The organism is Paenibacillus sp. Aloe-11 (assembly GCF_000245715.1).
GTDB lineage: Bacteria > Bacillota > Bacilli > Paenibacillales > Paenibacillaceae > Paenibacillus > Paenibacillus kribbensis.
On the sequence record NZ_JH601054.1, the window covers coordinates 348,072 to 374,030 of the forward strand.

At 41.7% G+C, this 25,959-nt stretch carries 22 protein-coding genes, 2 pseudogenes and 1 riboswitch; of the genes and pseudogenes, 21 read left to right on the forward strand and 3 right to left on the reverse strand.

From position 1 onward, the window contains the following. Positions 1-7 precede the first annotated feature (7 nt). Both WG8_RS12560 and WG8_RS26520 read left to right on the forward strand, forming a co-directional pair. Positions 8-1,543 carry a DUF5060 domain-containing protein gene (locus WG8_RS12560; RefSeq protein ID WP_007430557.1) on the forward strand — a complete coding sequence of 512 codons (1,536 nt, stop codon included), beginning with the start codon at positions 8-10 and terminating at the stop codon, positions 1,541-1,543. Positions 1,544-1,809: 266 nt separating this feature from the next. After that, positions 1,810-3,013, forward strand: a pseudogene (locus WG8_RS26520) (family 43 glycosylhydrolase). A 96-nt stretch (positions 3,014-3,109) separates the two neighbouring features. Here the strand turns inward: WG8_RS26520 and WG8_RS12570 are convergent. Next, on the reverse strand, positions 3,110-3,754 hold the full coding sequence (locus WG8_RS12570; RefSeq protein WP_043891014.1) for a YczE/YyaS/YitT family protein: 645 nt from the start codon (positions 3,752-3,754) through the stop codon (positions 3,110-3,112). A 114-nt stretch (positions 3,755-3,868) separates the two neighbouring features. Between WG8_RS12570 and WG8_RS12575 the strand changes: the two genes are divergently transcribed. The 7 genes from WG8_RS12575 to WG8_RS12605 all read left to right on the forward strand — a co-directional run bounded on the left by WG8_RS12575 (position 3,869) and on the right by WG8_RS12605 (position 10,908). Then, positions 3,869-4,321 carry a MarR family winged helix-turn-helix transcriptional regulator gene (locus tag WG8_RS12575; RefSeq protein ID WP_043891015.1) on the forward strand — a complete coding sequence of 151 codons (453 nt, stop codon included), beginning with the start codon at positions 3,869-3,871 and terminating at the stop codon, positions 4,319-4,321. A gap of 26 nt (positions 4,322-4,347) precedes the next feature. Further along, entirely contained in the window at positions 4,348-4,875 is a 528-nt protein-coding gene (locus tag WG8_RS12580; protein WP_007430561.1) for a GNAT family N-acetyltransferase, read from the forward strand. Positions 4,876-4,916: 41 nt separating this feature from the next. Beyond that, positions 4,917-5,015, forward strand: a riboswitch (guanidine-I (ykkC/yxkD leader). Positions 5,016-5,330: 315 nt separating this feature from the next. After that, positions 5,331-6,167 carry a BglG family transcription antiterminator LicT gene (licT, locus tag WG8_RS12585; RefSeq protein WP_007430562.1) on the forward strand — a complete coding sequence of 279 codons (837 nt, stop codon included), beginning with the start codon at positions 5,331-5,333 and terminating at the stop codon, positions 6,165-6,167. Positions 6,168-6,314: 147 nt separating this feature from the next. Beyond that, on the forward strand, positions 6,315-8,210 hold the full coding sequence (locus WG8_RS12590) for a beta-glucoside-specific PTS transporter subunit IIABC (protein WP_007430563.1): 1,896 nt from the start codon (positions 6,315-6,317) through the stop codon (positions 8,208-8,210). Between the two features lie 358 nt (positions 8,211-8,568). Beyond that, positions 8,569-8,829 carry a hypothetical protein gene (locus WG8_RS12595; RefSeq protein ID WP_198286453.1) on the forward strand — a complete coding sequence of 87 codons (261 nt, stop codon included), beginning with the start codon at positions 8,569-8,571 and terminating at the stop codon, positions 8,827-8,829. A 145-nt stretch (positions 8,830-8,974) separates the two neighbouring features. After that, on the forward strand, positions 8,975-9,556 hold the full coding sequence (locus WG8_RS12600) for a TetR family transcriptional regulator (RefSeq protein ID WP_043891017.1): 582 nt from the start codon (positions 8,975-8,977) through the stop codon (positions 9,554-9,556). Positions 9,557-9,696: 140 nt separating this feature from the next. Beyond that, complete coding sequence (locus WG8_RS12605) at positions 9,697-10,908, forward strand: GNAT family N-acetyltransferase (protein WP_007430565.1); 1,212 nt, start codon at positions 9,697-9,699, stop codon at positions 10,906-10,908. A 331-nt stretch (positions 10,909-11,239) separates the two neighbouring features. On the opposite strand, the gene WG8_RS25995 is transcribed toward WG8_RS12605, so the two are convergent. Then, positions 11,240-11,803: a TetR/AcrR family transcriptional regulator C-terminal domain-containing protein gene (locus tag WG8_RS25995; RefSeq protein WP_052310864.1), complete on the reverse strand. Its 564-nt coding sequence runs from the start codon at positions 11,801-11,803 to the stop codon at positions 11,240-11,242. Positions 11,804-11,999: 196 nt separating this feature from the next. On the opposite strand from WG8_RS25995, the gene WG8_RS12615 reads away from it, so the two are divergent. Further along, a complete protein-coding gene (locus tag WG8_RS12615) occupies positions 12,000-12,971 on the forward strand; it encodes an NAD(P)H-dependent flavin oxidoreductase (protein WP_007430567.1) in 972 nt (323 codons plus the stop codon). Positions 12,972-13,177: 206 nt separating this feature from the next. Next, entirely contained in the window at positions 13,178-15,790 is a 2,613-nt protein-coding gene (ppsA, locus tag WG8_RS12620) for a phosphoenolpyruvate synthase (RefSeq protein ID WP_007430568.1), read from the forward strand. Positions 15,791-15,843: 53 nt separating this feature from the next. Here ppsA and WG8_RS12625 read toward each other — a convergent pair whose 3' ends face one another. Further along, positions 15,844-16,806: a helix-turn-helix transcriptional regulator gene (locus tag WG8_RS12625; RefSeq protein ID WP_007430569.1), complete on the reverse strand. Its 963-nt coding sequence runs from the start codon at positions 16,804-16,806 to the stop codon at positions 15,844-15,846. A gap of 112 nt (positions 16,807-16,918) precedes the next feature. Here WG8_RS12625 and WG8_RS12630 point away from each other — a divergent pair, with 112 nt between their 5' ends. From WG8_RS12630 to WG8_RS12670, 10 genes and pseudogenes are all read left to right on the forward strand, one after another. Beyond that, positions 16,919-17,398: a GyrI-like domain-containing protein gene (locus WG8_RS12630; protein ID WP_007430570.1), complete on the forward strand. Its 480-nt coding sequence runs from the start codon at positions 16,919-16,921 to the stop codon at positions 17,396-17,398. 86 nt (positions 17,399-17,484) lie between these two features. Beyond that, positions 17,485-17,949, forward strand: a complete 465-nt coding sequence (locus WG8_RS12635) for a hypothetical protein (RefSeq protein ID WP_007430571.1) — start codon at positions 17,485-17,487, stop codon at positions 17,947-17,949. 353 nt (positions 17,950-18,302) lie between these two features. Beyond that, on the forward strand, positions 18,303-19,103 hold the full coding sequence (locus WG8_RS12640; protein ID WP_007430572.1) for a PhzF family phenazine biosynthesis protein: 801 nt from the start codon (positions 18,303-18,305) through the stop codon (positions 19,101-19,103). A gap of 96 nt (positions 19,104-19,199) precedes the next feature. Next, entirely contained in the window at positions 19,200-19,418 is a 219-nt protein-coding gene (locus tag WG8_RS27115) for a GerAB/ArcD/ProY family transporter (protein ID WP_232289096.1), read from the forward strand. Beyond that, positions 19,412-19,513, forward strand: a pseudogene (locus WG8_RS27120) (SDR family NAD(P)-dependent oxidoreductase); the annotation flags it as partial. The gene WG8_RS27115 and the pseudogene WG8_RS27120, both read left to right, overlap by 7 nt. A gap of 455 nt (positions 19,514-19,968) precedes the next feature. Next, positions 19,969-20,424 carry a sigma-70 family RNA polymerase sigma factor gene (locus WG8_RS12645; RefSeq protein WP_232289097.1) on the forward strand — a complete coding sequence of 152 codons (456 nt, stop codon included), beginning with the start codon at positions 19,969-19,971 and terminating at the stop codon, positions 20,422-20,424. 6 nt (positions 20,425-20,430) lie between these two features. Beyond that, positions 20,431-21,279, forward strand: a complete 849-nt coding sequence (locus tag WG8_RS12650; RefSeq protein ID WP_007430574.1) for an SPOR domain-containing protein — start codon at positions 20,431-20,433, stop codon at positions 21,277-21,279. 593 nt (positions 21,280-21,872) lie between these two features. Continuing rightward, the gene (locus tag WG8_RS12655) at positions 21,873-23,411 is read left to right on the forward strand and encodes a spore germination protein (RefSeq protein ID WP_007430575.1); all 1,539 of its coding nucleotides are present in this window, start codon (positions 21,873-21,875) and stop codon (positions 23,409-23,411) included. A 63-nt stretch (positions 23,412-23,474) separates the two neighbouring features. Then, entirely contained in the window at positions 23,475-24,602 is a 1,128-nt protein-coding gene (locus tag WG8_RS12660; protein WP_007430576.1) for a Ger(x)C family spore germination protein, read from the forward strand. Between the two features lie 256 nt (positions 24,603-24,858). After that, positions 24,859-25,917, forward strand: coding sequence for a GerAB/ArcD/ProY family transporter (locus tag WG8_RS12670; protein ID WP_007430578.1), 1,059 nt, complete (start codon positions 24,859-24,861; stop codon positions 25,915-25,917). Positions 25,918-25,959 lie beyond the last annotated feature (42 nt).

Sequence of the window (25,959 nt, forward strand, 5' to 3'; positions counted from 1 at the left end):
CAGATTTATGGATAAGGTAGAGGTATACGAATGTTTTGAGTGTATTCGTCATGGCCCCGAGCCCCACGGTTCATTTGCGGATGTGAACTGTTCGGGCGTATTTATGAATGGCGACCGTAAGATTGCTATCAAAGGCTTTTACAACGGTAACGGAGAGTTCCGGATTCGGTTTATGCCCGGAGAACAAGGCATTTGGACATACGAGATTCGTTCCGAGTACTTTGATCCTGTCCGAGGAATGTTTGAATGCGTGAAGAATACCGGAAGCAATCACGGGCCGGTGCGCGCGAAGGAAATGCACTTCCAATATGCGGATGGACATCAATATGTTCCGTTCGGGACGACTGCCTACGCATGGACGCATCAATCCGAGGAGCTCATGGAGCTTACGAAGAAAACATTGTCCGAGAGTCCGTTTAATAAAGTCAGGATGTGCCTATTTCCGAAGGGCATGGTTTATAACAATGCGGATCCTAAATGGTATCCTTTCGCCAAAAACGCCGAAGGAGCTTGGGATGTTCATCGTCCGGACTTCGCCTTCTGGGCGAACTTGGAGAAACAATTGAAAGCATTGATGGATATAGGGATCGAGGCCGACCTGATTTTGTTCCATCCCTATGACAGATGGGGGTTTGCGCAGCTGACCCGAGAAGACAATTTGACCTACTTGGACTACTGCTTAAGAAGATTAGGTTCGTTCCGCAATATCTGGTGGAGCTTGGCCAACGAATACGACATGGTCTTTAACAAAACAATGGAAGATTGGGATACGTTCGGTACGTTCATCCATAGGGAAGACCCCTACCGTCACTTATTGTCCGTTCACAATTGGCTTCCTCTTTTTGATTTTAATAAGCCATGGATTACTCATTGTTCGATTCAATCGTCCTTCGTGCATAGAACCGAGAGCTGGAGGAATGAATTCAAGAAGCCGGTCATAAACGACGAATGCCGATATGAAGGAGATATTCAAGAAGAGTGGGGCAATATCTCCGCATTCGAGTTGGTTCACCGGTTCTGGGCCACGCTTATCAAAGGAGGCTTCTGTACTCACGGTGAGACCTATTACCGGGAGGACGAGGTGATCTGGTGGGCCAAGGGTGGAGAACTGCGCGGAGAGAGCGTGAAGCGAATCGCTTTCCTTAAGGACATTATTTATAGAATTGGCGGCGAGCTTCAACCGATTCCGGGGAAATTCACCTTTAATCCGAACGAGGCGGAATCGCAGATCAGCCCGGAAGAGCTTCAAAGTCCTATTGTCCAAGCGATCATGAAGCTGGACCCAGTAGAGATGGAGCTGCTGAGAATGAATTTAGATCGTTGCGAGGCTCGCCACGAAGATTTTGTTTTTATTCATTATTTTGGCAAATACTGCAAAGGCTCCTTTACCTTGTCATTGCCCGAAGCGTTTGAATATACGGTCGAGCTCGTCGACATCTGGGAGATGACGCGGGAGACAATAATTCAGGGAGCTAGCGGGAAGGTGAGAGTAAAGCTGCCGGGCAAGGAGGGTATAGCTGTAATCGCAACGCGTATCGAATAAAGGAAATACAGGCTGACCGAGGCTCATTCAAGGATCGGCTTTTGTTTTAGGATAGTAAGATACGATCTTGCAGCCATTCTGGAGAACGCATCTAATAAACTCACATTGCTTCAATAACACCCACACAATCCATTTTGCACCTTTTATAGAGGGAATAAAGGTGCCATCAAAGCGCTTTCAAATGTGGCCTTCATCCCTTGAAGACGTAGAGGGATCACCGAGGGTCAGGTGTATAAAGTAAAATAAAACGATTTAGGAGGACTCCGATGAGCTACATTGTAAATCCCATACTACGAGGGTTTAACCCTGATCCGTCAATTGTTCGCGTTGGGGACGATTATTATATCGCCACATCGACATTTGAATGGTTTCCCGGGATACAAATTCATCATTCCAAGGATTTGATTCACTGGAGAGTCCTGACCCATCCGTTGCATCAGACATCACAGCTTGATATGCGGGGCAACGTAGATTCCGGGGGAATCTGGGCGCCACAGACTTATTGGTCCAATAACGAATATTTTTAAAGGGACTCAAATTGGATATACGGAGGGTCCGCATCTATACAATCGCAATGGATACTATTATTTGGTCACAGCCGAAGGAGGAACAAAATACCAGCATGCCGTATCCATAGCGCGCTCTGCCACCCTTCTTGGACCCTATGAAGTAGATCCGCTGAACCCTATGCTGACAAGCAGCGATCATTCGGAACTGGTTCTCCAAAAGGCAGGGCATGCATCCTTGGTGGAAACCCAAAACGGGGAGTGGTACTTGGCTCACTTGTGTGGAAGACCAACGGCAGAGCTACGATGTACTTTGGGCAGGGAAACAGCATTGCAGCGCTGCTTTTGGGACGATAATGGCTGGTTGCGTATTGAGGGGGTGGCAATAGCCCTTCAGTCCATGTCAAGGCTCCGTTGCTTCCCGCTCATCCATTTGAGATTGAACCGGAGAAGGACGATTTTGATGAATCCACGCTGCGTTTGCAATGGAGTACGCTCCGTATCCCTCCGGATACCAGCTGGTTGACCTTAAGCGAGAGAAAAGGGTATTTGCGCTTGAGAGCTTTCAGCAAATGGCAGGACTAATCCTTTATTACGATACGGAAGATTATGTGTATCTGAGGATCACGCATGGGGAGGAGCAGGGCAGAGTCCTCGGGATTATACAAACGATCCGGGGCAACTACGACGAGCTGCTTGCGCAAGACCTGTCACTTCCAAGCTCGGGGCCAATTCGATTAAAGGCGCGGTGTGCCGAGATTGCCTGCATTTTTTTTATGCCCTGGGCGGCTCAGATTGGCAGTCGATTGGCGTGAAAATCAATATCCTTCATCTAGCGGATGAAGCTTCTGACCTGCTCCGGTTCACGGGAACTTTTGTCGGAGTTTACGTTCAGGATTTGGGTGGAACCCGCCGTCATGCTGATTTTGACTATTTTATTTACAGGGAAATTGCTCCAAAATAATCGGAAGGCATAAAAGAGAGGCTTAGGGCCTCTCCAGATTGTCGAGAAACCTCGTCATTTTGAGACGTGGGTTTCTTTTTTTACATCACGCGGTGTCTATATAGAATGCTTTTTATCTTTCTCATGATTTGGTGATGTACCAGAGTGTGTTAATATGCGGTTTAGTACTTTTTCAGTAAATGGCATAAAGCAATTGAGTATTAGCCCCCCTAAGCAAACGGTTAACAAAGTTCCAACGCCAATTAGTCCATTTAAAATCACTGCTATGATCAAGAATATGAGGTAGATGAATGTTCTCGAAAAAAATAGATTTGTTCTAGTTAATTCTTGTATGATTATTGTTAATCGGTCAACTGGAATGGGTGCAAAATTTGTCTGCAAATATATTGCAGTTCCTAATCCTACAACAACTAAACCAATTCCAAAACAAACAACTTTGCTGTACCATAGTTCAGGTGTTATCAAATTGTGCAATAAAAAAAGCCACATATCAATACCAATACCCGTTATAAATGCTGTTAACAATCCCAAAACTTCTGGTCTTTGTCTTTTTAAAAGTGAATTACAACATATCAATATTATAGCTATTATGATTTCCCAACTTCCCACAGTAAGCCCCACATTTATAGACAGTCCTACCAAAAGTGCATCAAAAGGTGAAGTCCCAAGGTCTGATTGTATAGTGAAAGAAATTCCAAGGGATAATATAAAAATTCCTAATACAAAAAAAATATATCTCACTTTACTCGACCTCTTTATCATAATTCCATGTTGCAGATGCAACAAAATTAGGGTAAATTTAATATATACCATTTTTATTGCATTTGCAACAAAATAGATGCGAAGGAGTTAATTATGAAGGAAGTACTTCGTGAGATTGGAATGATAGCAAGGGCATTAGATTCTATAAGTAATATAGAATTTAAAGAATATGATCTTACAAAAGGGCAGTATTTGTACCTTGTGCGAATATGTGAAAACCCAGGAATCATTCAAGAAAAGTTAGCTGAGATGATAAAAGTAGATCGAACAACTGCATCTCGTGCTATAAAAAAACTTGTAATTAATGGATTTATTGAAAAGAAAGAGGATGACCATAACAAAAAAATTAAAAAACTCTTTCCAACAGAGAGAGGGAACAATGTTTATCCTTTTATAAAAAGAGAAAATGATTATTCCAATAACGTTGCATTAGAGGGATTTTCAGAAAGAGAAGTAGAAACCATTTTCAATCTTCTTCAAAGAGTAAGAGAAAATATAGGGAATGACTGGGAATTTGTGAAAAAGGGGAACAAGAGAAATTATTGATTTATATAAAGGAGCGATACATTAAAATGACTGTAAAAATAATAAAGTGCAACCGTGAAGATTTACAAATACTCCAAGAAATAAGTATTGAAACATTCAACGATACATTTAAAGATCAGAATTCACCTGAAAATATGAAAGCCTACCTGGAAAGAGCATTTAACCCTAAACAGTTGGAGGAGGAATGGTCCAATATCTCTTCAGAAATCTTTTTCATCTATTTCAATGAAGAACTCGCTGGATATTTAAAGATAAATATGAATGATGCCCAATCCGAAAAAATGGGTGATGAGTCATTCGAAATTGAGAGGATTTATATAAAGAACAAATTTCAAAAACATGGGCTTGGTAAATATCTGCTAAATAAAGCTATGGAAATTGCGATGGAACATAATAAAAAGAAAATCTGGCTCGGTGTATGGGAAAAAAATGAAAACGCTATTGCTTTTTATAAGAAAATGGGGTTTGTTCAAACTGGCGCACACTCTTTTTATATGGGTGATGAAGAACAAATTGATTTCATAATGACCAAAACAATTAATTTTATATTGTAATTTGTTTACTAATATATATAACATTAAATATAATTGAATTTAAAAAAGCTTTCTAGGGTTCCGCGATATAATATCGGCTGGTCCGAGAGAAAACTCACAGTCGTCGTACTGTGCCACGGAGGGATAAAAGCCTGGGAGAAAAACTGCTGTATGACTTCATTTGCAGCATTATTTGAATTGGAGAATTACAGTTTATTTACACTGTACAGCTAACCTCGCTCAGGTGATATTTTAGCTATGCAATTTCTAAATTAAGCAACAGGTGTCAAAATCCAAATTTGGGATTATTTTTCCGTTGAAAACGCTATCCCCATCCTGTATAATAACTATACAATTAATATTAGGGTTGTTACTGCAATGCAGGCAAAGCCTAAACCAATCCGTACTAAATTATGTTTAGTTTTGGATTAGTTTAGGTTTTTTTTGTTAGTAAAAAATATAAAGTGGGCGAACTCATGAGGATTAAAAAAGTATTCAACAATAATGTTGCATTGGTAGAAGGGCCAAATCGATCCGAGATCATTGTTATTGGAAAGGGACTAGCCTATCGGAAAAATCCAGATGAAAATATAGATCCATCCAGAATCGAGAAGACTTTCGTGATGGAGACTAAAGAATTATCTGAGCGGCTATCTACATTACTGAGTGAGATTCCTACAAAGCATCTAGAATTGACAGATCAAATTATCCGTTATGCAGTAAAGGATCTAAATACTTCCTTTAGCAATAATATCTACCTGGCTCTTACAGATCATATTAGTTATGCAATTACGCGCGCTGCACAGGGATTGAGTCTCAAGAATGCGCTGCTCTGGGAGATACAGAAGTTTTATCCGAAAGAATATCACACGGCAATGCACGCATTACACTTAATTGAAAAGGAAACAGGAATTAAATTACCTGTAGATGAAGCTGGCTTTATAGCAATGCATTTTGTGAATAGCCAACAGGATGGTCAGGAAATGGAACAGACCTTAATGGTAACCCAGATGGTTCAAGGAATTCTTAATATAGTAACACTTCATTATGGGATAGAGCTAGATGAGAATTCGTTAAATTATAGCCGCTTTGTGACTCACTTAAAATATTTTTCTTATCGCACCATACGTCATGAATCGATTCCTTCTGAGGATGATGAGCTCTACGAACAAGTCGTTGCCAAGTATCCTGAAGCTTTTGCCTGCAGTGAGAAAGTAAGAGCATATTTACGGGAAGAGTATCAAGTTGAGACAACCGAAGGTGAAATGGTCTATTTCATGCTCCATATTAGGCGTGTGACCAGCAGAGATTAACCTATTACAATAAATAGCAGGGTTGTTACCATTAGTTGGGCAAAGCCTGGATAAGTGATGAGTGTACTGGTTTTCAGTATGCTTTATCACCTGTTCAGGTTTTTTTGTTTCATATAAAAAGAATGAGGTATAAAGGAGCGAGAACAAATGAAGTACGAAAGACTAGCCAAAGATATCGTGCAGAACATTGGGGGAGAGGAGAATGTCACGAATCTTGTCCATTGTGCAACCCGGTTGAGATTTAATTTAAAAGACAATCATGTACCCGATAAAGAGAAGCTGAAAAGCTTGGAAGGAGTGCTATCGGTCGTAGAAAGTGGTGGTCAATTTCAAGTGGTTATCGGGAATGACGTTGCACACGTGTATCAAGAGATTATGAAAACCAGCAAACTAGGGGCGAGCAATACTGCATCCGAGGATGGAGATAAACCTAAGGAGAAGATCATGTCCAGAATTTTTGCAGTGATTTCTGGAAGTTTATCTCCCCTGTTGCCTGCTATGGCGGGGGCGGGGATACTTAAAGCTTTCCTAACCTTATTCACAACTTTTGGATGGATCTCTGCCGAAAGTGGAACTTACCTAATCCTGGCTGCAGCAGCAAATGCCGTCTTCTATTTCCTGCCTATATTCCTGGGTGTCTCTGCAGCGTTCAAATTCGGCGTCAATCCTTATGTAGGTGGAGTTATTGGTGCAGCATTAATGGAGCCGAATTTTACGGGGCTATTGGCTAATGGAAAAACTTCTTCATTTCTAGGCATTCCTGTAGTCCTAATGGATTATTCGTCAACCGTCTTTCCGGTGTTCGTAGCTATTTGGATATTCTCTTACGTGGAGAAATATCTAAAGAAAATCATCTATAAAGAGCTGCAGACGTTTTTGGTTCCGTTATTGTCCTTAGTCATCATTGTACCGCTCACTGTTATGATCTTTGGCCCATTTGGAGTATATGTCGGAAACGCGATAGCCGATGCCATTAATTATCTCATGGGAGTAAGCGGGCTGTTGACAGGAGCTGTCATTGGCGGGTTAATCTTTTTCCTTGTTGTTTTTGGCCTTCATTGGGGCATTATTCCGATCGTTCTGGCAAATCTTACGAATGGAACCGATCCAATCCTTGCGATGTGGGCAGCCTCTAACTTTGCGATGGCAGGGGTGGCACTGGCCGTTTTCATTAAATCCAAAGAAAAGTCTTTGAAATCAATTGCTGGTTCCTCTACGTTAAGTCTGTTTTTAGCAGGTGTCTCTGAGCCGACTGTCTACGGGATATTGCTGCGTTACAAGCGCACGATTCCCTATGTTATTATTGCTGGAGCTATCGGCGGGGCAATTAATGGCGGTTTCCATACGTATGCTACAGCATTTGTCTTCCAAAATATTTTTTCAATCGGTGCATTTGAACCTATTGGGTATTATTTAATAGGAATTGCAGTTGCCATGGGTATTGGTTTAATTCTGACGATTCTTTTCGGATACATGGATAAAAAAGCTGTAACAGTAGCTGAGCCAATTAATGAAACTCCTACTGTAGAAACAAAGGCTATTCAACCAGAAGCAAGTGTCACTGTTACTGATGGTTCGCCGAGCTTAAAGAAAGAGATACTGGTCAGCCCATTAACAGGTGATGTGAAATCCTTGACTGAAGTCCCCGATCCTGCCTTTGCAGAAGGTGCTATGGGGAAAGGTATTGCAATAATCCCAAGTGTTGGCCAAGCCTTCTCGCCAGTGAACGGTACGATTGGCACTGTACTTAAGTCAGGTCATGCTGTAATTATAATGTCCGAGAATGGCGCGGAAATACTGATTCATATTGGAATCAATACCGTTCAATTAAAAGGACAATATTTCACGCCTCGAGTAAAGGCAGGAGATCAGGTCCGCAAAGGAGATCTATTAATTGATTTTGATCTTGAGAAGATTAAGGAAGCCGGATACAATCCGATCACGCCTGTTATAATCTCAAATACCAGTGATTATTTGGATGTTATTGAAACAACAAACTCATCAGTTTTGACACAAGATAAGTTGCTGACGCTTGTTGTCTAAGCAAAACTAGTTAGGAAGGAGACTAAGTGCATCAAATGGGTCTGATTTAGATTAACATATAGCAAATATAAAGGCCGTCCTTTAATTAGGGACGGCTTTTATGTTAAGAATAATTATATATAATCATCGTGTGTATCACGTACCAGGGCATGTTTTCAAACTCAGTGCAAGCTACACCACAATGGATGCCAAGGCCCAAAATGCCTTAAACGTAGAATTTAATTTATCATAGCGAGTCGCCAGACGACGATAGTTCTTTTGTCTATAAGATTGGTGCATTATTTCTTGGTATTCTCGGAACCGTGGTGGCGCTAACAATAGTATGGATAAAAAGAAGGAAGAGAAGGAGATTGAATCAATGATGACATTACAAGCTATTATTGCAGATAAAAACCACAAACTTATACCCACCGTTAAAGAATTGTATACCAGTAGTTTTCCTGTAAAAGAACGCATACCATTTAACCTGCTGATAAAACTAAGTGAATCAGGCAAGTCTGATTTACTATTATTCACTGATAATCATACATTTGTAGGTTTCGCTTACCGTGAACTATTAAAGTTTACAATGGGAAGAACACTCTTTTGGTTTATAGGACCTAAGATCATTGATGATTAATTTAGTTGTTTTGGAAAAGTTGCTGATTTGAATGATATTCATACTATGTTTGATACAGCTGACCCCAATTTGACAATGTTGAATTCAATCCTTACAATGAATGACAATCAGTCGTTTTTTTATTGTATGCAAGGGGGGCTAGAATATCGAAGATAAAAAAGCACGTATTATCCAAGCAGCTATTGAAGTTCTAAGCAGCAAAGGCATTGAAAAAACCAAAGTGTCCGATATAGTTAAGCGTGCTGGTATTGCTCAAGGTACATTTTATTTGTATTTTCCGTCCAAACTAGCCGTTATGCCCTCTATTGCTGAAGTAATGGTCCAGAAAACACTAAGTTATCTGGAAAAGAATGTAGATCCCGGGGCTGCAATTCAAGAACAACTCCAAGTTTTAATCCGAACTGTATTTCAATTGCAAAAAGAGGAACGTGAGAAGACTGCGCTCCTCTTTGCAGGGCTTGCATCAAGTGAGTATTTAAAAGAATGGGAGTCCATATATGCCCCTTACTACAAATGGATGTCAACATTGTTAGGCAAGGCGCAAGCCAGAGGAACTATCCGATCATCTTTGGATGTTAATCGAACAGCACGGCTGCTAATTGGTATCATTGAATCAGCCGCCGAGCAGATTTATTTGTATGATCAAATAGATGAAATGGAAGCAAAAGTACAAACAGATGAGCTTTATACATTTATTAAACATGCACTAGGTATTGAGGTCCTTTAAAGAAGGACCTTTTTCAAAAAGGACAGTGACTGACAATCATTCATTATAAAAAAGAGTGTCGAGACTTTGCGTATGACTTAAGCTCTAATAATCTAATACGTTTGAGCAATAAACGTTAAACAACAAGGAGAATTAATATTATGGGTCGCAAAAAAAGTATGAAATTAAAAAAAGTAGATATTTCACATCTGGAGCAATACTGTCAACTTCTGCGCTATGTTTTTCAGGTCACTCATAACGAGCTTCATAAGATAGGTTGGGAGGAAGACGAAATTATACGTGCCAAGTCACCCGGGCTCCAGCAGGCGGATGTGTTGGGCTGGTTCGATGGTGAGAAACTGGCTTCTCAGGTAGCAACCTATCCTTTACAGGTTAATATATTCAACCGAACTTATGCCATGGGTGGCTTGACAGGTGCGGGTACCTTTCCTGAGTACTCCGGTCAAGGTCTGATGAATAAACTATTGTATCAGGCCCTCGCTAATATGCGTGACAAAAAACAATCCATTTCGTTCTTGTATCCATACTCGATTCCATATTACCGCCGTAAAGGGTGGGAGATCATTTCCAATAAAATTGTGTATGAAGTTCATGACTATCAATTGCCTAAAACCAAGCCCGTACCTGGTGATGTAGTGCGAGTAGATCCGGAAAGCGAAGATGTAAAAAAAGCCTACGAACGATTCTCATTTCAAACACATGGAGCTATGCTGCGGGGGGATCTTGCATGGAATGAATACTGGCGATGGGATTCAAGTGATTTAACCGCTGCCGTTTATTATGGTGAAGATGGTCAACCCGAAGGCTATATTCTTTATTGGATAGAAAAAGAGGTCTTTCACGTCAAAGACATGATTTTTATTCATGAAGAGGCTCGTAGTGGACTCTGGAATTTTATCAGTGCACACTTTTCCATGATATCCAAAGTTGTTGGTAATATTTATACGAATGAACAACTGGCTTTTTTGCTGGAAGATGCCGATATTAAGGAAACCATCTCACCTTACTACATGGCCCGAATAGTGGATGTTGAACAATTTATCTCGGAATATCCGTTCAAACCTGCTGCCTTAGATAGAGAATGGACATTTACTATACAAGATCCGCTACTCTCCTGGAATCAGGGAACATATACGTTACGAATTGATCCCAAAGGAAAAGGGGAGATATTTCGAAGTCATAAACAAAGTGAGGATAGCATTAGCATTCAGACAATGACCACGATGCTACTCGGATATAAACGACCTGAATATCTGCATAAGATTGGCCGCATCAAGTGCGCCCCTGAAACGATTGAACTACTGGAAAATACCATTGAACAGAAGACGCCTTATTTTTCTGATTTTTTTTAAATAATTGCAGATCAGGAGTGCCGCAAGAGGCTATGGTCCGAACTAAAGTCGAGCGCCGGCCATCGATCGCAAAACCGGGCTTCTTCCGGAAGTACCTGAAGCGTAAGCTGCTGGAGATCATGGCGGCCGTCGCCACATGCCATCTCAAGACGAGGGCTAGAAGATGATCTCTATAACTCTATCAAGAAAAATGACTATCCTACAGTTTGTTTAATCATAGCCAGATTACGCAGGAGAGGAAAGGAACTTACTTAGACGTATGAGCAGGTTGCAGCATTGAAAGAGGCTAGCTATGCCCCTTTCCCACGGGCTGTAAGGAAAGGGGGGAATGCTAAGTCGCGAGGGGAATATCTGCTCTAGTTAGTTCATCATACAACATTTGAGGCATGGCACTAAGCGTTTTGCGATTGTGTTCTTCGGGAGTGTCGAACGGTTCATTAAGCAGCCACTGTCTGGTCATATTGGAGCATGCGAATGCGTGATAATTCATAAAAAATTCCAAATCTTTGTTTATTGGGAATGTCCCAAATTGTGATAGTGAATTTAAATATAAACTTACAAAATAAGTGTGTGAATGTTCCAATAATGAATTCTGTCCACTTTCAATCAAGACTTTTTTATAAAATGCTCTTTTCTCATTGAGCTTTTGAAAAAAAAGATATGTAACTGTGCTCCATGGTTCGGACGAGTTTTCCGACATCACTTTTTCTACATCTGAGGAGTAGATCCAATTGACCAATTCAAATTTGTCATGGAAATGATAATAGAATGTTTGGCGTGGAACGCTACAGTAATCTGCTAGCATTTTTACGGTAATTTTCTTAAAAGGTACACTATGCAATAGTTCAACTAAGGCTTCGGCAAACATTGCCTTAGTCATATCTTTTGTTGACATCGTTCTTTTCACCTTCATATTCCATAGTCATTTGACGCATCAAACGCTTATTATATTTTAAAAAGTATGCCACTGAATGACAAATTATTAACAATGGCAAAAAATTTGTCATCCACCTTCAAGTGTCTATATTATATAAGACTTTACTACATATACAATGCTAATGTATTCAAGTTAATTAGAGAGGTGGATTATTGTGAAAACAGAAAATCGTGTTACAGATATACTTGGAATACAATACCCGATTGTTCAGGCGGCCATGTCCTGGATAACGGACGCTAAATTTGTCGCAGCGGTATCAAACGCGGGAGGGATGGGAGTATTGGGTCCTCATGCCGGTCATAATACGTCACCCTCTGGTCCAGATGAGGTTGGCAAAAGGATTGGAAATGAAATACGTAAGCTAAAAGCTTTGACGGAAAAACCTTTTGCTATGAACCTTTATTTGCCTGAAGATGGCCATTCGGATAAATATTCAAAAGCTACATTCGAGGCAGCTATAGGGGAAGGTGTAAAATACTTTGTGACAGTAGGCTCAGTCAATAAAGCTATGATGAAAGAAATCAAGGATCACAATTGCATTTTGATTCATCGTGAAGTCACTCCTTCACCTAAAGCAGCGAAAATGGCTGAGGATCATGGTGCAGATCTTATCATTGCAACTGGTTATGATGAAGGTGGATGGATTCCTCAAAACAAAATAGGGACGTTCTCGATTGTTCCAACGATCGTGGATTCAGTAAGTATTCCGGTTATGGCGGCAGGTGGCATCAATGATATTCGTGGAGTGAGAGCGGCGTTTGCTCTTGGAGCTGAAGCTGTATATGTAGGAACTCGTTTTATCGCATCTGAAGAATGCCCTGCTGCCGATGCTACGAAACAAGATATTGTTACTTCAAAAGGTTCAGATCTGCTTATGGTATCATCAATGCAACGTTCCACCCCACATCAATTTGCTTGTGAGTTAGAGACCTTGTATAGAAATGGAGAATCATCCGAAAATAACGAAAAAAGAATAAGTGCAATCGGTGGTGTTTCTACTAGCATGTTACATGGAAAGCTGGATGAGGGGATCGTCTCTGTAAATACAGCGATAGATCTGATAACTGAAGTGAAAAGCTGTAAAGAAATCGTTCATGAATTGATGGCTGACTTTATAGAGAGTTAATAATGATAGCGGGGAAATCAAAAAAGAACCTGGGTAGTTTTCTCAGGTTCTTTTATATTGCATATAAACAAACACGATGTTATAATCAGATCGCGACTTTGTCAAGTTATATGGATAAAAGTTATGTATCTTACACTCTAAGTTTACCATGCCGCTAACCTCTTGTCAAATGTTTTTCTCAATTTAATGGTTAGGAGAGATGTTGAATGAATTCCTTGGTTCTCGGTTTTCAGGAAATGGAAAAAACGCAGCTTTTGCTCGTTGGTGGAAAAGGGTTAAATTTAGGGGAATTATCAAAAATTGAGGGAATACAAGTGCCCGAAGGATTTTGTGTTACAACAGTAGGATATCAAAAAGCCATCGAACAAAACGAAACGTATCATGCTTTGTTGGATCGACTAACCAGGCTAAAAGTAGAAAATCGAGATCAAATTGGTGAAATCAGCAGGAAGATTCGACAAAGCATTATGGAAATAGAAATTCCTTCCGATGTTGTGCAAGCAGTTGCTCACTATCTCTCCCGGTTTGGTGATGAACATGCGTATGCAGTGCGTTCTAGTGCGACTGCTGAAGATTTACCACATGCCTCTTTTGCTGGTCAACAAGACACCTATTTAAATATCATCGGTAAAGAAGCAATCTTGCAGCATATCAGCAAATGTTGGGCTTCCCTATTTACGGATCGCGCGGTAATCTACCGTATGCAAAATGGATTTGACCACAGTCAAGTTTATTTATCCGTTATCGTTCAAAGGATGATTTTCCCACAGGCTTCAGGGATTTTATTTACCGCTGATCCGATTACTTCCAACCGAAAGCTGCTATCCATCGATGCCAGTTTTGGACTTGGAGAAGCACTGGTCTCTGGCTTGGTCTCTGCAGATGGTTATAAAGTACAGGAAGGGGAGATCGTCGATAAGAGGATAGCAACCAAAAAAATAGCTATCTATGGACGGAAAGAAGGCGGAACAGAGACAAAGCAGATCGATCCTGATCAGCAAAAGACTCAAACACTTACTGAACAACAAATTTTAGGGCTGGCACGCATCGGAAGACAGATCGAAGCTTATTTTGGTTACCCGCAAGATATCGAATGGTGTTTGGCCGATGATACATTTTATATTGTCCAGAGCCGGTCAATCACGACTTTATACCCGATCCCTGAAGCGAATGATCAAGAAAATCACGTTTATGTATCTGTTGGTCATCAACAAATGATGACTGACCCGATAAAACCATTGGGATTGTCTTTTTACCTGTTAATAACTTCTGCGCCCATGCGTAAAGCCGGTGGAAGGTTGTTTGTTGATGTTACACATATGCTGGCTTCACCTGTCAGAAGAGAAACTTTCTTAAATACCCTGGGAAAATCCGATCCGCTCATAGAAGACGCATTTATGACCCTAATAGAGCGAGATTTTATAAAATCGTTACCAGATGATAGAAAAGAACTGAGTCCCGGTAATAGCAGTAAAGGGTTGTCGTCTGCAGGTTTTCAAGCACAAATCGAAAACGATCCGGCAATCGTTTCTGATTTGATTAAGAACAGTCAAGCATCGATAGAAGAATTAAAACAAAACATCCAAACGAAATCGGGAGCAGATTTATTTGATTTTATTCTGGAAGATCTCCAGGAATTAAAGAAGATCTTATTTGACCCACAAAGTTCAAAGGTTTTTAGGACTGCTATGAATGCTTCGTCATGGATCAATGAAAAAATGTACGAGTGGTTAGGTGAAAAAAACGCAGCAGATACGCTTTCCCAATCTGTACCAAACAACATTACTTCGGAAATGGGTCTGGCGCTATTGGATGTCGCAGATGTGATTCGTCCTTATCCGGAAGTCATTGCTTATTTACAACATGTAAAAGATGATAATTTTTTGGATGAACTGGTTAAGTTTGATGGTGGACAGGAAACTCAAGACGCTATCTATGCTTATCTCAACAAATACGGAATGCGATGTGCCGGTGAAATCGATATTTCGAGAACTCGTTGGAGTGAAAAACCACTTACACTTGTCCCTATGATTCTCAGTAATATCAAAAACTTCGAGCCTAATGCTGGCAATCGGAAATTTGAGCAAGGGCGACAGGAAGCTTTAGAAAAAGAACAAGAGTTATTAGATCGATTGAAGCAATTACCGGATGGTGAACAAAAAGCTGAAGAGACAAAACGAGTGATCAGCTTAATCCGGAATTTCATCGGTTATCGTGAATATCCAAAATACGGCATGGTTAATCGCTACTTCGTTTATAAGCAAGCTTTACTGAAAGAAGCCGAACTACTCGTACAAGCGGGCGTTATTCATGAAAAAGAAGATATATACTATCTCACTTTTGAAGAACTTCACGAAGTCGTACGCACAAATGAACTAGATTACCAAATCATTAGCAAACGAAAAGACGAGTACAAATTATATGAAAAACTAACTCCACCACGTGTTATCACGTCTGATGGTGAAATCATTGCAGGTGAGTACAAACGAGAAAATATCCCAGCCGAAGCTATTGTAGGTCTACCTGTTTCTTCCGGAGTTATAGAGGGACGAGCACGTGTCATCTTAAACATGGAAGATGCTGATCTCGAAGATGGAGATATATTAGTCACCTCCTTTACTGACCCTAGCTGGACACCATTGTTTGTATCCATAAAAGGCCTAGTCACCGAAGTTGGTGGACTGATGACCCATGGAGCAGTTATCGCACGTGAATATGGCTTGCCAGCAATTGTCGGAGTGGAGAATGCTACCAAGCTGATAAAAGATGGGCAACGAATTCGCGTGCATGGAACAGAAGGGTATATCGAAATATTATAATGGCTAAGATAAAAGGGCGGTTACCCGGATCGTCCTTTTATCTACCCATCTTTTTATGGGCAATATAAGTATAATCTCTCTTGTAAACCTTCTAAGACCTTATCTGGCACTTCCCTGACCTTGATATCCGCACCTAGGAAAAGTAGCCAATTTATGATTTCGGTTAATTCTTCTGAATTATGAACATCGATAAAAGTGTTTAGAATGGCTGTGGTTTGGTAAGGATTCGTATAGGAAATTGAAACTTTTAAAGGATGGTATTTTTTGAACTGGGCAATCGCCTTTGGACCAAGTTCAAGGACAAGATTGATAACTTCTTCTTGCTTACTTAGTTTTTCTAAAATCTTTTTCTTACTTGCTCTTTTTTTCGTGGGGTATGGTTCTACATTGGTGAGATTGTCGACAGGAAAAATCCGTCTCTTTTCTCCCTCTAAGTCAAAGCCTTCAATGTGCCATAAGTTTTTTTCACGATAAAGGTGCAAGAGATAAATGGGATAAGACTTTATTACCTTCTCTTCTTTGACGGTAACCAATAAATAGCTATCCAAAAGAAGGATTTGGATGAGTTTTTCCAACATAGGATGGGGCAGGTCTGACAGATCAAGCAGGTCAGGATTATGGGGGTTGGTCCCTTCAAAAAGCAATATTTGATTCAAGAGAACAAGGTCATCTTGCTGGTTTTCCGAGATGAGGCCTAGTAATTTCTCAGCCAAAGACTGACGACTCTTTAGATAAGGAAGTTGTTGGTTTCTTGTGGCCATAAAGGCAATAAACAGAGCTTTAGTCTCATTATCGGTAAAGCGGACAGTGGGCAGGACAGAGTTGTTCATGACAAAATAACCCCCATCCCTTCCAACTTCAGCGACAAGTGGCATCCCCATGGCTTCAATTTCTCTGATATCTCTAATAGCTGTCGAACGAGAGATGTTAAATTCTCGCATGATTTCAGAAATTGTAAAGTGGGTGCGGTTGTTGATATACCGCATGATGGTATTAATCCGTTCAACTTTTTTCATCGGCCCCCCCCCTAAACAGTATCATTTTTTGACATGATTTATGGTTATTATAAACCCATCAAGTGAAAAGACCAATCATTTGATTAATTTAAAAAAGAGGAAGGTTTTGAATATGGTGGATTATACCCTTGAGGAAAAAGACAGCTTTACCGTTTTAGGCATTGGAACTGAGCTCAAGAGCGATTATACAGACTATGCCGGCATAAACAAGGAAAAGGCAGATTTTTGGCAGGCAGTGAAACAAGATGGAAGGCTTGACACTTTAAAGTCCATAGCCGCAAATGACTACATTTTTGTCGTGAACGAAGCGGTGAATAACAAGATGATGCATTATGCTGGCGTCATGACAGAGGCATCGGTATCAGAAGCATCCAGAGTTATTCAATTTCCTAAGGGGGAATACTTGGTTGTAAGAGGAGAAGGGAAGACGGCTGAAGAGCTGAGTAATAAGCTTACTGGTATTGCCTTTGGTCAAGTTTTGCCAGAAGCAAAGAATTTTGCCTATGTTGGCGGGCCAAATGCAACAGTTGAGATGGGACAGCGAAACGGCTTAGTATTTGGTGAAATGTGGATTCCTGTCGTTAGGAAATAGAGAAATAAGTGTATGCTTCCGATGCGAGTTTTGCTCGAAGTAGGATCTAAGATGTAACGTTCGCAAAACTTTTAGGAGGAATGGAAATGTCCTATATCGTTGACTTTAAAAATGTGTCTACAGTTGGCCTAGAGTCTTCACCAGTAGCAGAAGCACTTGCTGGTTTACGAGCTAATGAAGCCCGTTACTTTATGAACAAATATAAGCATGAATTTACAGTTGTACCAGCCAGCCAAAGCCAGGAAACCCTTGATTATGTGAACCGAATTTTGAAAGAAGAACGTAATATTGAGTTTGCGGCCAAACCTTTAGAGACGTCGCGTTTTCAAGTGGAAAATATCCAATTTGCATACATTTTTTATGAGGATGGTCTGGGGCTCAATGTCATGTATACGATTGATGACCCTAAGAAGCGGGCCGTTGGTTTTAAGCTTTCTGAGGGAATGGAGGTACCAAAGGAATTAGAAGGGAAGTTCAAGTTTGCAAGACAGAAGTCTAAACTAGCTGGAACCATTCGGGGCTCGTTTTTTGTAATTAAAGGAGAATATTAAAGTAAGCAAAGTCGCACACAATATGGACCCGATCCTAATGCAATCTGTCATGGATAAAAGGGCGGTTACCCTGTTCATCCTTTTATCTACCCATCTTAGTTAAGTAATTGGCAGAATGACCTGATATATTTTTATCCGAAATCATAGAGTGAAGAATATTATATAATATAGTTAATTTTCTTGGTTATGGAAATTTCATTGTTTCTCTGAATATCGATATACACTCTTAACCTCCTTGTAGTGTTATAGTTGAATGTTGAGTGTTATACACATCTAGAGCTTATAATACTCATATTGTTATCAAATATATAACACTAAGGCGTCTGTCTGGTGAAAACAAGGAGGAATAATGTATGAAATATTACGTTGTCGATGCGTTTGCAGAACACGTTTTTGAAGGTAATCCAGCAGGGGTTTGTATTCTGGATAAATGGCTTCCAGACAACACTATGCAAAACATTGCAGCCGAAAATAACCTTTCCGAGACGGCATTCGCAGTGAAAGAAGGTGAACATTACCGGCTAAGGTGGTTTACACCTGCAGCAGAGATTGAGCTTTGCGGACACGCCACACTGGCGACTGCCTTTGTCCTTGCTAGGTTTTATGAACCCGATGCAGAGCAGTTTACGTTCCATACTCTAGGGGGAATATTAATTGTTCTAAAGAAGGGAAACTTGTTCGAAATGGACTTTCCGAGTCGTTTGCCTGAACCATTCAAATTAACCAATGACATGATTGAGGCACTCGGGGTGACACCTATAGAAACTTATCTGAGCCGGGATCTAATGTTTGTACTGGAAAATGAAGATCAGGTTCGCCAACTTTCGCCTGACTTCTCAAAGCTCAAAGATTTACCAGATGGGTTGGGTGTAAGTATTACAGCAGAAGGGGAAACCTTTGATTTCGTTTCCAGAAGTTTCTTCCCCAAATTGAATGTCAACGAGGATCCTGTATGCAGTTCTGCACATTGTAACTTAATTCCGTTTTGGGCAGGTCGATTGGGTAAAAACGAACTGGTAGCCCGTCAGCTGTCCAAGCGAGGCGGCACTTTGTATTGCCTTTTGGAAGGCGATCGCGTGAAAATGAGCGGGACTGCTGTGTTGTATGCAGAAGCTGAATTGCAAATAGATGGTACAGGTCAAAAAAATATGTAACTTCATGTTACAGAGTATACTGCAGGATCACAGACATTGTATTTCTCAGCTTATCGAACTCAAGAAAACAGATGCATTTGCTGAATTTCCCGAAATATGTCCATAGTCATAGTTTACGGTATTAATCTGACCTCCGTTATATTGAGGGAGTATGGCGACTTCATTTCAGTTGTCTTTTTACAAAAAACGCCCACCTTTGTCGCCATAGGCGGTATGGTTTTGCTTGTATCCTATGCCGTCAGAGGAGGCGTGGAGGTTCTAGGGAGGCTAGCACAACTGTTCCTGCCGCTTACGTTCTTGGTGTTCGGAAGATAATGCTAACAGCTCCTTTTATAGCGACCAAGCTGGCGTTTCCTCTGATGAAAAAACAAAAATTTGGTCGTATTATCAATATGGCTTCCATTAATGGATGGCGGCTACACAGCGCAATAACCAGAAGGTTTACTAGGACATGCATGGAATCTATAACCCTATAAAATGTGCATGTCATATATATGATGAGACGATACGAAGGGGGCTTTAAGCACAAGCTATTGGGCGGTCCAGAGGCGGATTAATCGCTTGCTTGGCTGCCCCTTTTTGTGCCCGAGCCATGCTTGTGGACTCGTATCTACTTTTATTTAACCATCTGAAATAACATGACCAGTTTCTGGTTTGAAGGTACGCTCCAGGTAATTTTCTCGTTTTTTTGTGTCCAATCCATTGACAGATGTCCATTGTCTGTTCTTATCCATTGAATTCAAAATTGAAACTATTTTAATTGTTTCGCAGTCTAACATACATAACATCATAAACCGCAGTGGGGGTGCTCAAACTGAGCAAAACAAATGCAGCATTCACCGAACAACAGTTTAGCGATCGGTTGATGGCTTGCAAAGAAAAGCTTTACCGATTTGCTTTCTCTTATGTGAAGAACGAACAAGATGCCATCGAAATCGTATCTGAGGCTTCGTATAAAGCTTTTCTTTCTTATAAAAAATTGAAAGATCCGGATTACTTCGAGACTTGGATGACCAGAATCGTCATCAACTCTGCTATTGACCATATTCAACGCAAAAAGAAATACACTTACATTGAGGATTGCGAGACACCATTTATGGTTAAAGAAAGTGGCATAACTTTGGAAGAACAATGGGATTTGTACGAAGCACTCGATTATTTATCCCCAAAAGACAAGACGTTTATCATTTTGAAATTTTTTGAGGGTCAGCGATTTAAGGATATGGCAGAGGTGCTATCTATTTCGGAGAACACAGTCAAGTCAAGATTCTATCGAATTCTGGATAAGCTTAAAAGACAAATGACCACGGAAGAAGGTTGATTACTGATGAACGGTAAAGAACATTATGATAATATTGAAATCCCCGCCCGTCTCTCTGAAGTGATTCAACACGTTCGTCATCGCGCACAGCACCAGAAACGTAAAAAGATGTTTTGGCGAGGCTGTTCTCTTCTTGCTGTATGTGCGGCAATGATGATTACAATTAATATGCCTGGTGTAGCTCAGGCCTTGTCCGATGTACCAGTGATAGGCCCTGTCGTTAAAATCCTTCAAGTGGGAAACGGTGGGAAGCCAAACGATGGTGTCTTGCTTACAACATCTAAAGAAGCTGACACGTTAAATATTTATTTTCAGCTTGAAGGCGAACACCTCGCGTCTGCTCCAGCATACACGCTTGATCATCAAGTAGGTCCAAATCGTCTTATATTCACCTTTAATGGGGTTCGTGAATTAGACTATGCCAAGCTGGAGAAGGACATCAAAGCACTTAAAAATGTAAAGGATGCATATCGGAACATTATTTTGGACGATTCTGCGATCCGCTTTGTAGTTGAGCTAAAAGATGATGTTGACTATTCAGTATCAGAGTACCGCCAACCAGGTTTCATCCAGTTAAAGCTTTTCTCTACCCCTAAAAATGCTGAAGCTCATAGGCTTTTCTTCGTACGAAGCCAGGAAATGGAGCAAGATGAAACGCTAGCTTTGCTTGCTGAACAGTATAATTCAGATGGTAGCAGCATTGTCAAAACACAAAATGGAAAGTTTGCCATGGTGATAGGCGGCTTTGAGAATCAGACGGAAGCCGAGAAACTGCTGCAGCAAATTGCAAGTCGGGAAGAACATGTTCAACAACTTTTTGTGGACAGCTGGATGAGTAATGAAAACCCTAAATAACGCCTCGCAAGCGTTCGTGTCAACTGCAGCATACCATAGAAAAGCCGGCGGTCCTGAGACCACCGGCTCTTGCTTCTAAACAGATAACGCTGTTCTCGTAAATATTTTCTTATCGGGGTACCGTCAGGAAAATGCGGATTTACAACGTTAAGCACATTTCCAAGACGATTCCCCCATTTTTAACAACTCTAAGAAGTTTTCATGGTCTTAGAGAATCTAATGAGACCACTTTCACTGAATTAAAATGGTTTTCTCCTAGTAAATTGATATGCTCCGCTGCTGTATGGCTCGTTCCGAATATTGCCGTTTTGCGATCGCGTGTTTTTCCTTGAAGAGGGAAAGCTGGTCCAAAAATAAAAAAGCCTCAGCTTATTGGATAATATCAAGATTCGCATAGGCGAACTGATAGTATAGAACATATTCGGCCCCTTCCGACTAATTTTCCAGATCGGAAAGGGCTTTTTTTGCGGGTTAGAGGAACATTGTTTTTGTGACTGGTGAAAGATGGGGATAAAAAATCGTCTCTCAGGTTAAATTAAACATCAACAGAATTGAACAGCCATTACTTGATTTGGTGATAGGAGGAGGTGAGGGTGCAAACTCGATTTTCTGCTTCTCATGGCAACATCGAATTAAAAGATCGCACTGTTCTAGTTGCTGAGTTAGACCTCAATGTAGAAGCGTTCCAAAGAGTATTAGGTGAAGCCGACGATGTTTCGTTTCGCTCGTTTTTGATCGGCGGAACGGTACGGGCTGAACTCGTCAATATACCGGGCATGTCGGATAGGCAGGAGATCGACACTAACGTCCTGAGGCCTCTCATGCAATCGAGGGACGTAGTATGCAACGATTTGCAATCTGTTAAAATGCGCCTCCTACCCGTAATTTCTGTCGATGAGGCTACGACCGTTGAGGAATGTGCTAAGCAATTGATCAAAGGAAATCCTGTTCTTCTAATTGACGGTTGTACTTGTGCTTCACTACTAGGACTCGCTCAATGGGACAAGCGTAATGTAGAAGAACCTCAGACTGAGACATCGTTGCGGGGGCCGCGTGAAGGCTTTACCGAATCGATCTCGACCAATCTCTCGCAGTTGCGACGAAGAATTCAGAGCATAAAGCTGCAAGTAAAATCGCACAGAATTGGCAGCTATACGGGGACTGAAGTCTGTATTGCTTATATTGACGGTTTGGCTAAATCTTCCTTATTACATGAGGTGCAAAGCAGGCTTGAGCGTATCGATATCGACAGCGTTCTGGAGACAGGGTACATAGAAGAACTAACAGAAGACAATCCTTACTCGCCGTTTCCACAGCAGCAGTTTACGGAACGGGTTGATGTTGCGGTAGCGAGCTTGCTCGAAGGCCGTGTCGTTCTGTTGGTCGACGGCACGCCTGATGTGCTCATCGTTCCCGCGACGTTGGCTACGCTTCTGCAAGCAGCAGACGATTATTACAACCGAACAGTATACTCCAGCTTCTTGCGTTTTTTGCGGTACTGGACGCTTATCTTATCCATGATACTTCCGGCAGTATACGTCGCGATTTTGAATTTTCATCATGAAATGGTGCCAGGCAAGCTGTTGGTCAGTATTGCCTCAGCACGTGAGGAAATTCCGTTCCCGACTTTCTTAGAAGTAATGATGATGCAACTCGCGTTTGAGGTGCTGCGTGAAGCCGGTCTCCGTCTTCCAAGGCAAATCGGTTCGGCTGTTACTATCGTCGGTGCGTTAGTCGTAGGAGAAGCTGCTGTCTCGGCCGGGCTCGTGTCGGCACCGATCGTCATTATTATTGCGTTCACAGGCATTGCAGGATTTACAGCTCCTCACTACTCTATAGAGTTTGCCATTCGTCTATTGAGGCTGCCGCTTATCATTCTTGGTGGGACGCTGGGTATGCTTGGTGTGATGTTTGGTGTTATCGCGATAGCAACGCATTTGTGTATGCTTCGTTCTTACGGCGTCCCATTCTTATCTCCTTTTGCACCTTTTATACCAAATGAAATGATGGATACCGCCATTCGGGCTCCACGATGGAAAATGTCAAGACGTCCCGGTTTTTCAAAATTACAGAACCGCCATCGACTTGCTAGGGGGCAGAAACCGGGCTCAGGCAGAGGAGGCGGGAACTGACGGATTATGGAGATCAGATTATTATGCATCTGGATACATGTTTGTAAGGGAGTATTGCTAGTAATGACGGCATCCGTTTTGCTATTTTCAACGGGCTGTTGGGACAGAAACGAAGTAAATGATCTGGCGATTGTGACTACAGCCGGTTTGGACCAGAAGAAAGATGGGGAGATTGAATTATCTCTGGAGATTGTCATTCCTAAGGAGGGAGGGGGTAAGACACAACAGGATAACAGTAAATCTAAAACTAGCGGTTCGACTTTGATTTGGTCCGCTTCGGGGGCAACGGTAGCGGAGGCTGCCTCCGAGCTGCAGCGAAAGCTTTCCCGCGCCGTCTACTGGGGGCAACTTGAAATGTTGGTTGTCGGAGATTCGTTATCTCGCAGCCAGTTTCGGGAACAGTTGGATTATCTCGCTCGCGACAGTAATATTCGCCTTCGGATTCAACCATTCGTCTGCAAGGGAACAGCACGTGCTTTTCTCGCTTCCGCCTCCCCGCTCGAACGGACCAAAGCGGATTTTCTGGGTGGTGAATCCAAACGGCTCTTTCGCAGACCGATAACCCTAAACCGTCTCGTACAGAACCTCGGCAATATTTCAAAAGATGCGGTAATCCCTTACGTCGACACTACCCAAGACGGAAAGGAAAGCGTCCCATATGTGAAAGGATATGCAGTCTTCTCCCGTGACCGTATGGTCGGATTGATTCAAGGGGAGTCATTCTCGGGGATGAGATGGATTTTGAAACAAACGAGGGGGGATGTTGAGACGGTCAAGTTGGAATGGCCCCCCTCTTCGTTACTATCATTAGGAGTCCTCTCTTCCAGCACTCGACTTGTTCCAAAACTTGAGGGAGAAATGCCGCATATGGACGTTTCTATCGAAGCCGAGATGAGCGTCGTTCAAAATACGACTCACTTTAAAACTTCGAATTCGAAATTTATTCGCGATATTGAACATGCGGCTGCCGACAAAATCCGACAAAAGGTAGAGACAACAATTAAGCAAGCCCAAAAGATGGGAGCCGATATTTTCGGCTTCGGCGAAGCGATCAACCAGCGAAATCCTCGGGAATGGCAACATTTAGAGAAGCGTTGGAAACGAATTTATCCTTCGGTTCCAGCCAATGTGATGGTTAAGGTAAAGATCCGACAAATCGGGATGAACAATGAACCCGTCGGCGATTCTTGAAATGAGGTGTAAAACCAATTGATTTGGTTGAACATGGCGGGAACAACATTTGTATGCGCCTTGATAGTTTGGGCTGAATGGCATTGTCTAGGAGACAATCAAAAAAGAGAACGGGTGTCATTAATCGCCGTTACAGGTGCTGTATGGCTCATAGCTGTGCTTATCCTCATGTTTCCCGATATTCCGGGACCGATCGTTATGCTTAACAGTATATTCAAGCCGCTGATTTCCGGGTTGAAATAAGGAGAGTTTTCCTATGATGGAGAAAGGAAAGATTTCAGCAGCGCAGTTAGGTATTCTTTTTTATTCGGTTGCTGCCTACGATGGAATTCTATATATTCCAAAAATAACGGGAAAGGATGCCGGACACGATTTATGGATATCACCGATCTGGGCTCATCTGCCTGGTTTACTGTTCGTGCTAGCGATGATCCGCCTCAGCAACATGTTTCGGAGGGAGACCATCATTCAGTATAGTGAGCGGCTGCTCGGACCTTGGCTGGGCAAAGCCGCGGGACTTGCCGTCATATTTTATGGAATAAATCTGACTTCCGTTATATTGAGGGAATATGGCGACTTTATTTCGGCCGTCTTTTTAAGAAAAACGCCCACACTTGTCGCTATTGGCGGCATGGTTTTGCTTGTATCCTACGCCGTTAGAGGAGGTGTGGAGGTTTTAGGAAGGCTTGCACAGCTGTTCCTTCCGCTTACATTCTTGGTGTTCGGACTGTTGATCATCTTGTCAATTACTGAATGGGACGTAAACAATATCTTACCTATTATGGGCAAAGGGATCATTCCCTCTGTTAAGGGGGCCATCATTCCGTTAAGCTGTTTCCCGTTCGTGTCAAATCAGAGGAAAACGACAGCGTACGCATTATTAACCTGGTTTTGTCTCATGGTTACATTGTCTGTCTCTGGGCTCGTATCCGTTTTCCTTTTCGGGAAGCATGTCAGCACTTTGAATTATCCGTTTATTGAGGTCGTCCGGTATATAAAAATAGGAGAATTTATCCAGCATGTCGACGCTTTGTTACTGATCGTCTGGCTCCCCGGCACGTTCATTCAGTTAACCTCCTATCTGTACACGGCAGCATTGGGGGCAAGTCAATTACTTGGACTTAAACAATACCGCCAGCTTGTGTTTCCATTAGGCTTGCTTACGCTAGTAATGAGTATGTGGAGAACCCCTAGCGTTGACGAGTTCGAAATATATCTAGGAACGAGCCAAGTCATATTAGATTTCTTCTGCATTGCTCTAGGCCTTCTCCTTTTCGTAACAGCTTGGATTCGAGAACGTGTAAACAGGCTATAGTATATGTTTATTTAGATGTGCTTTTTTACGTCTTTTACCACA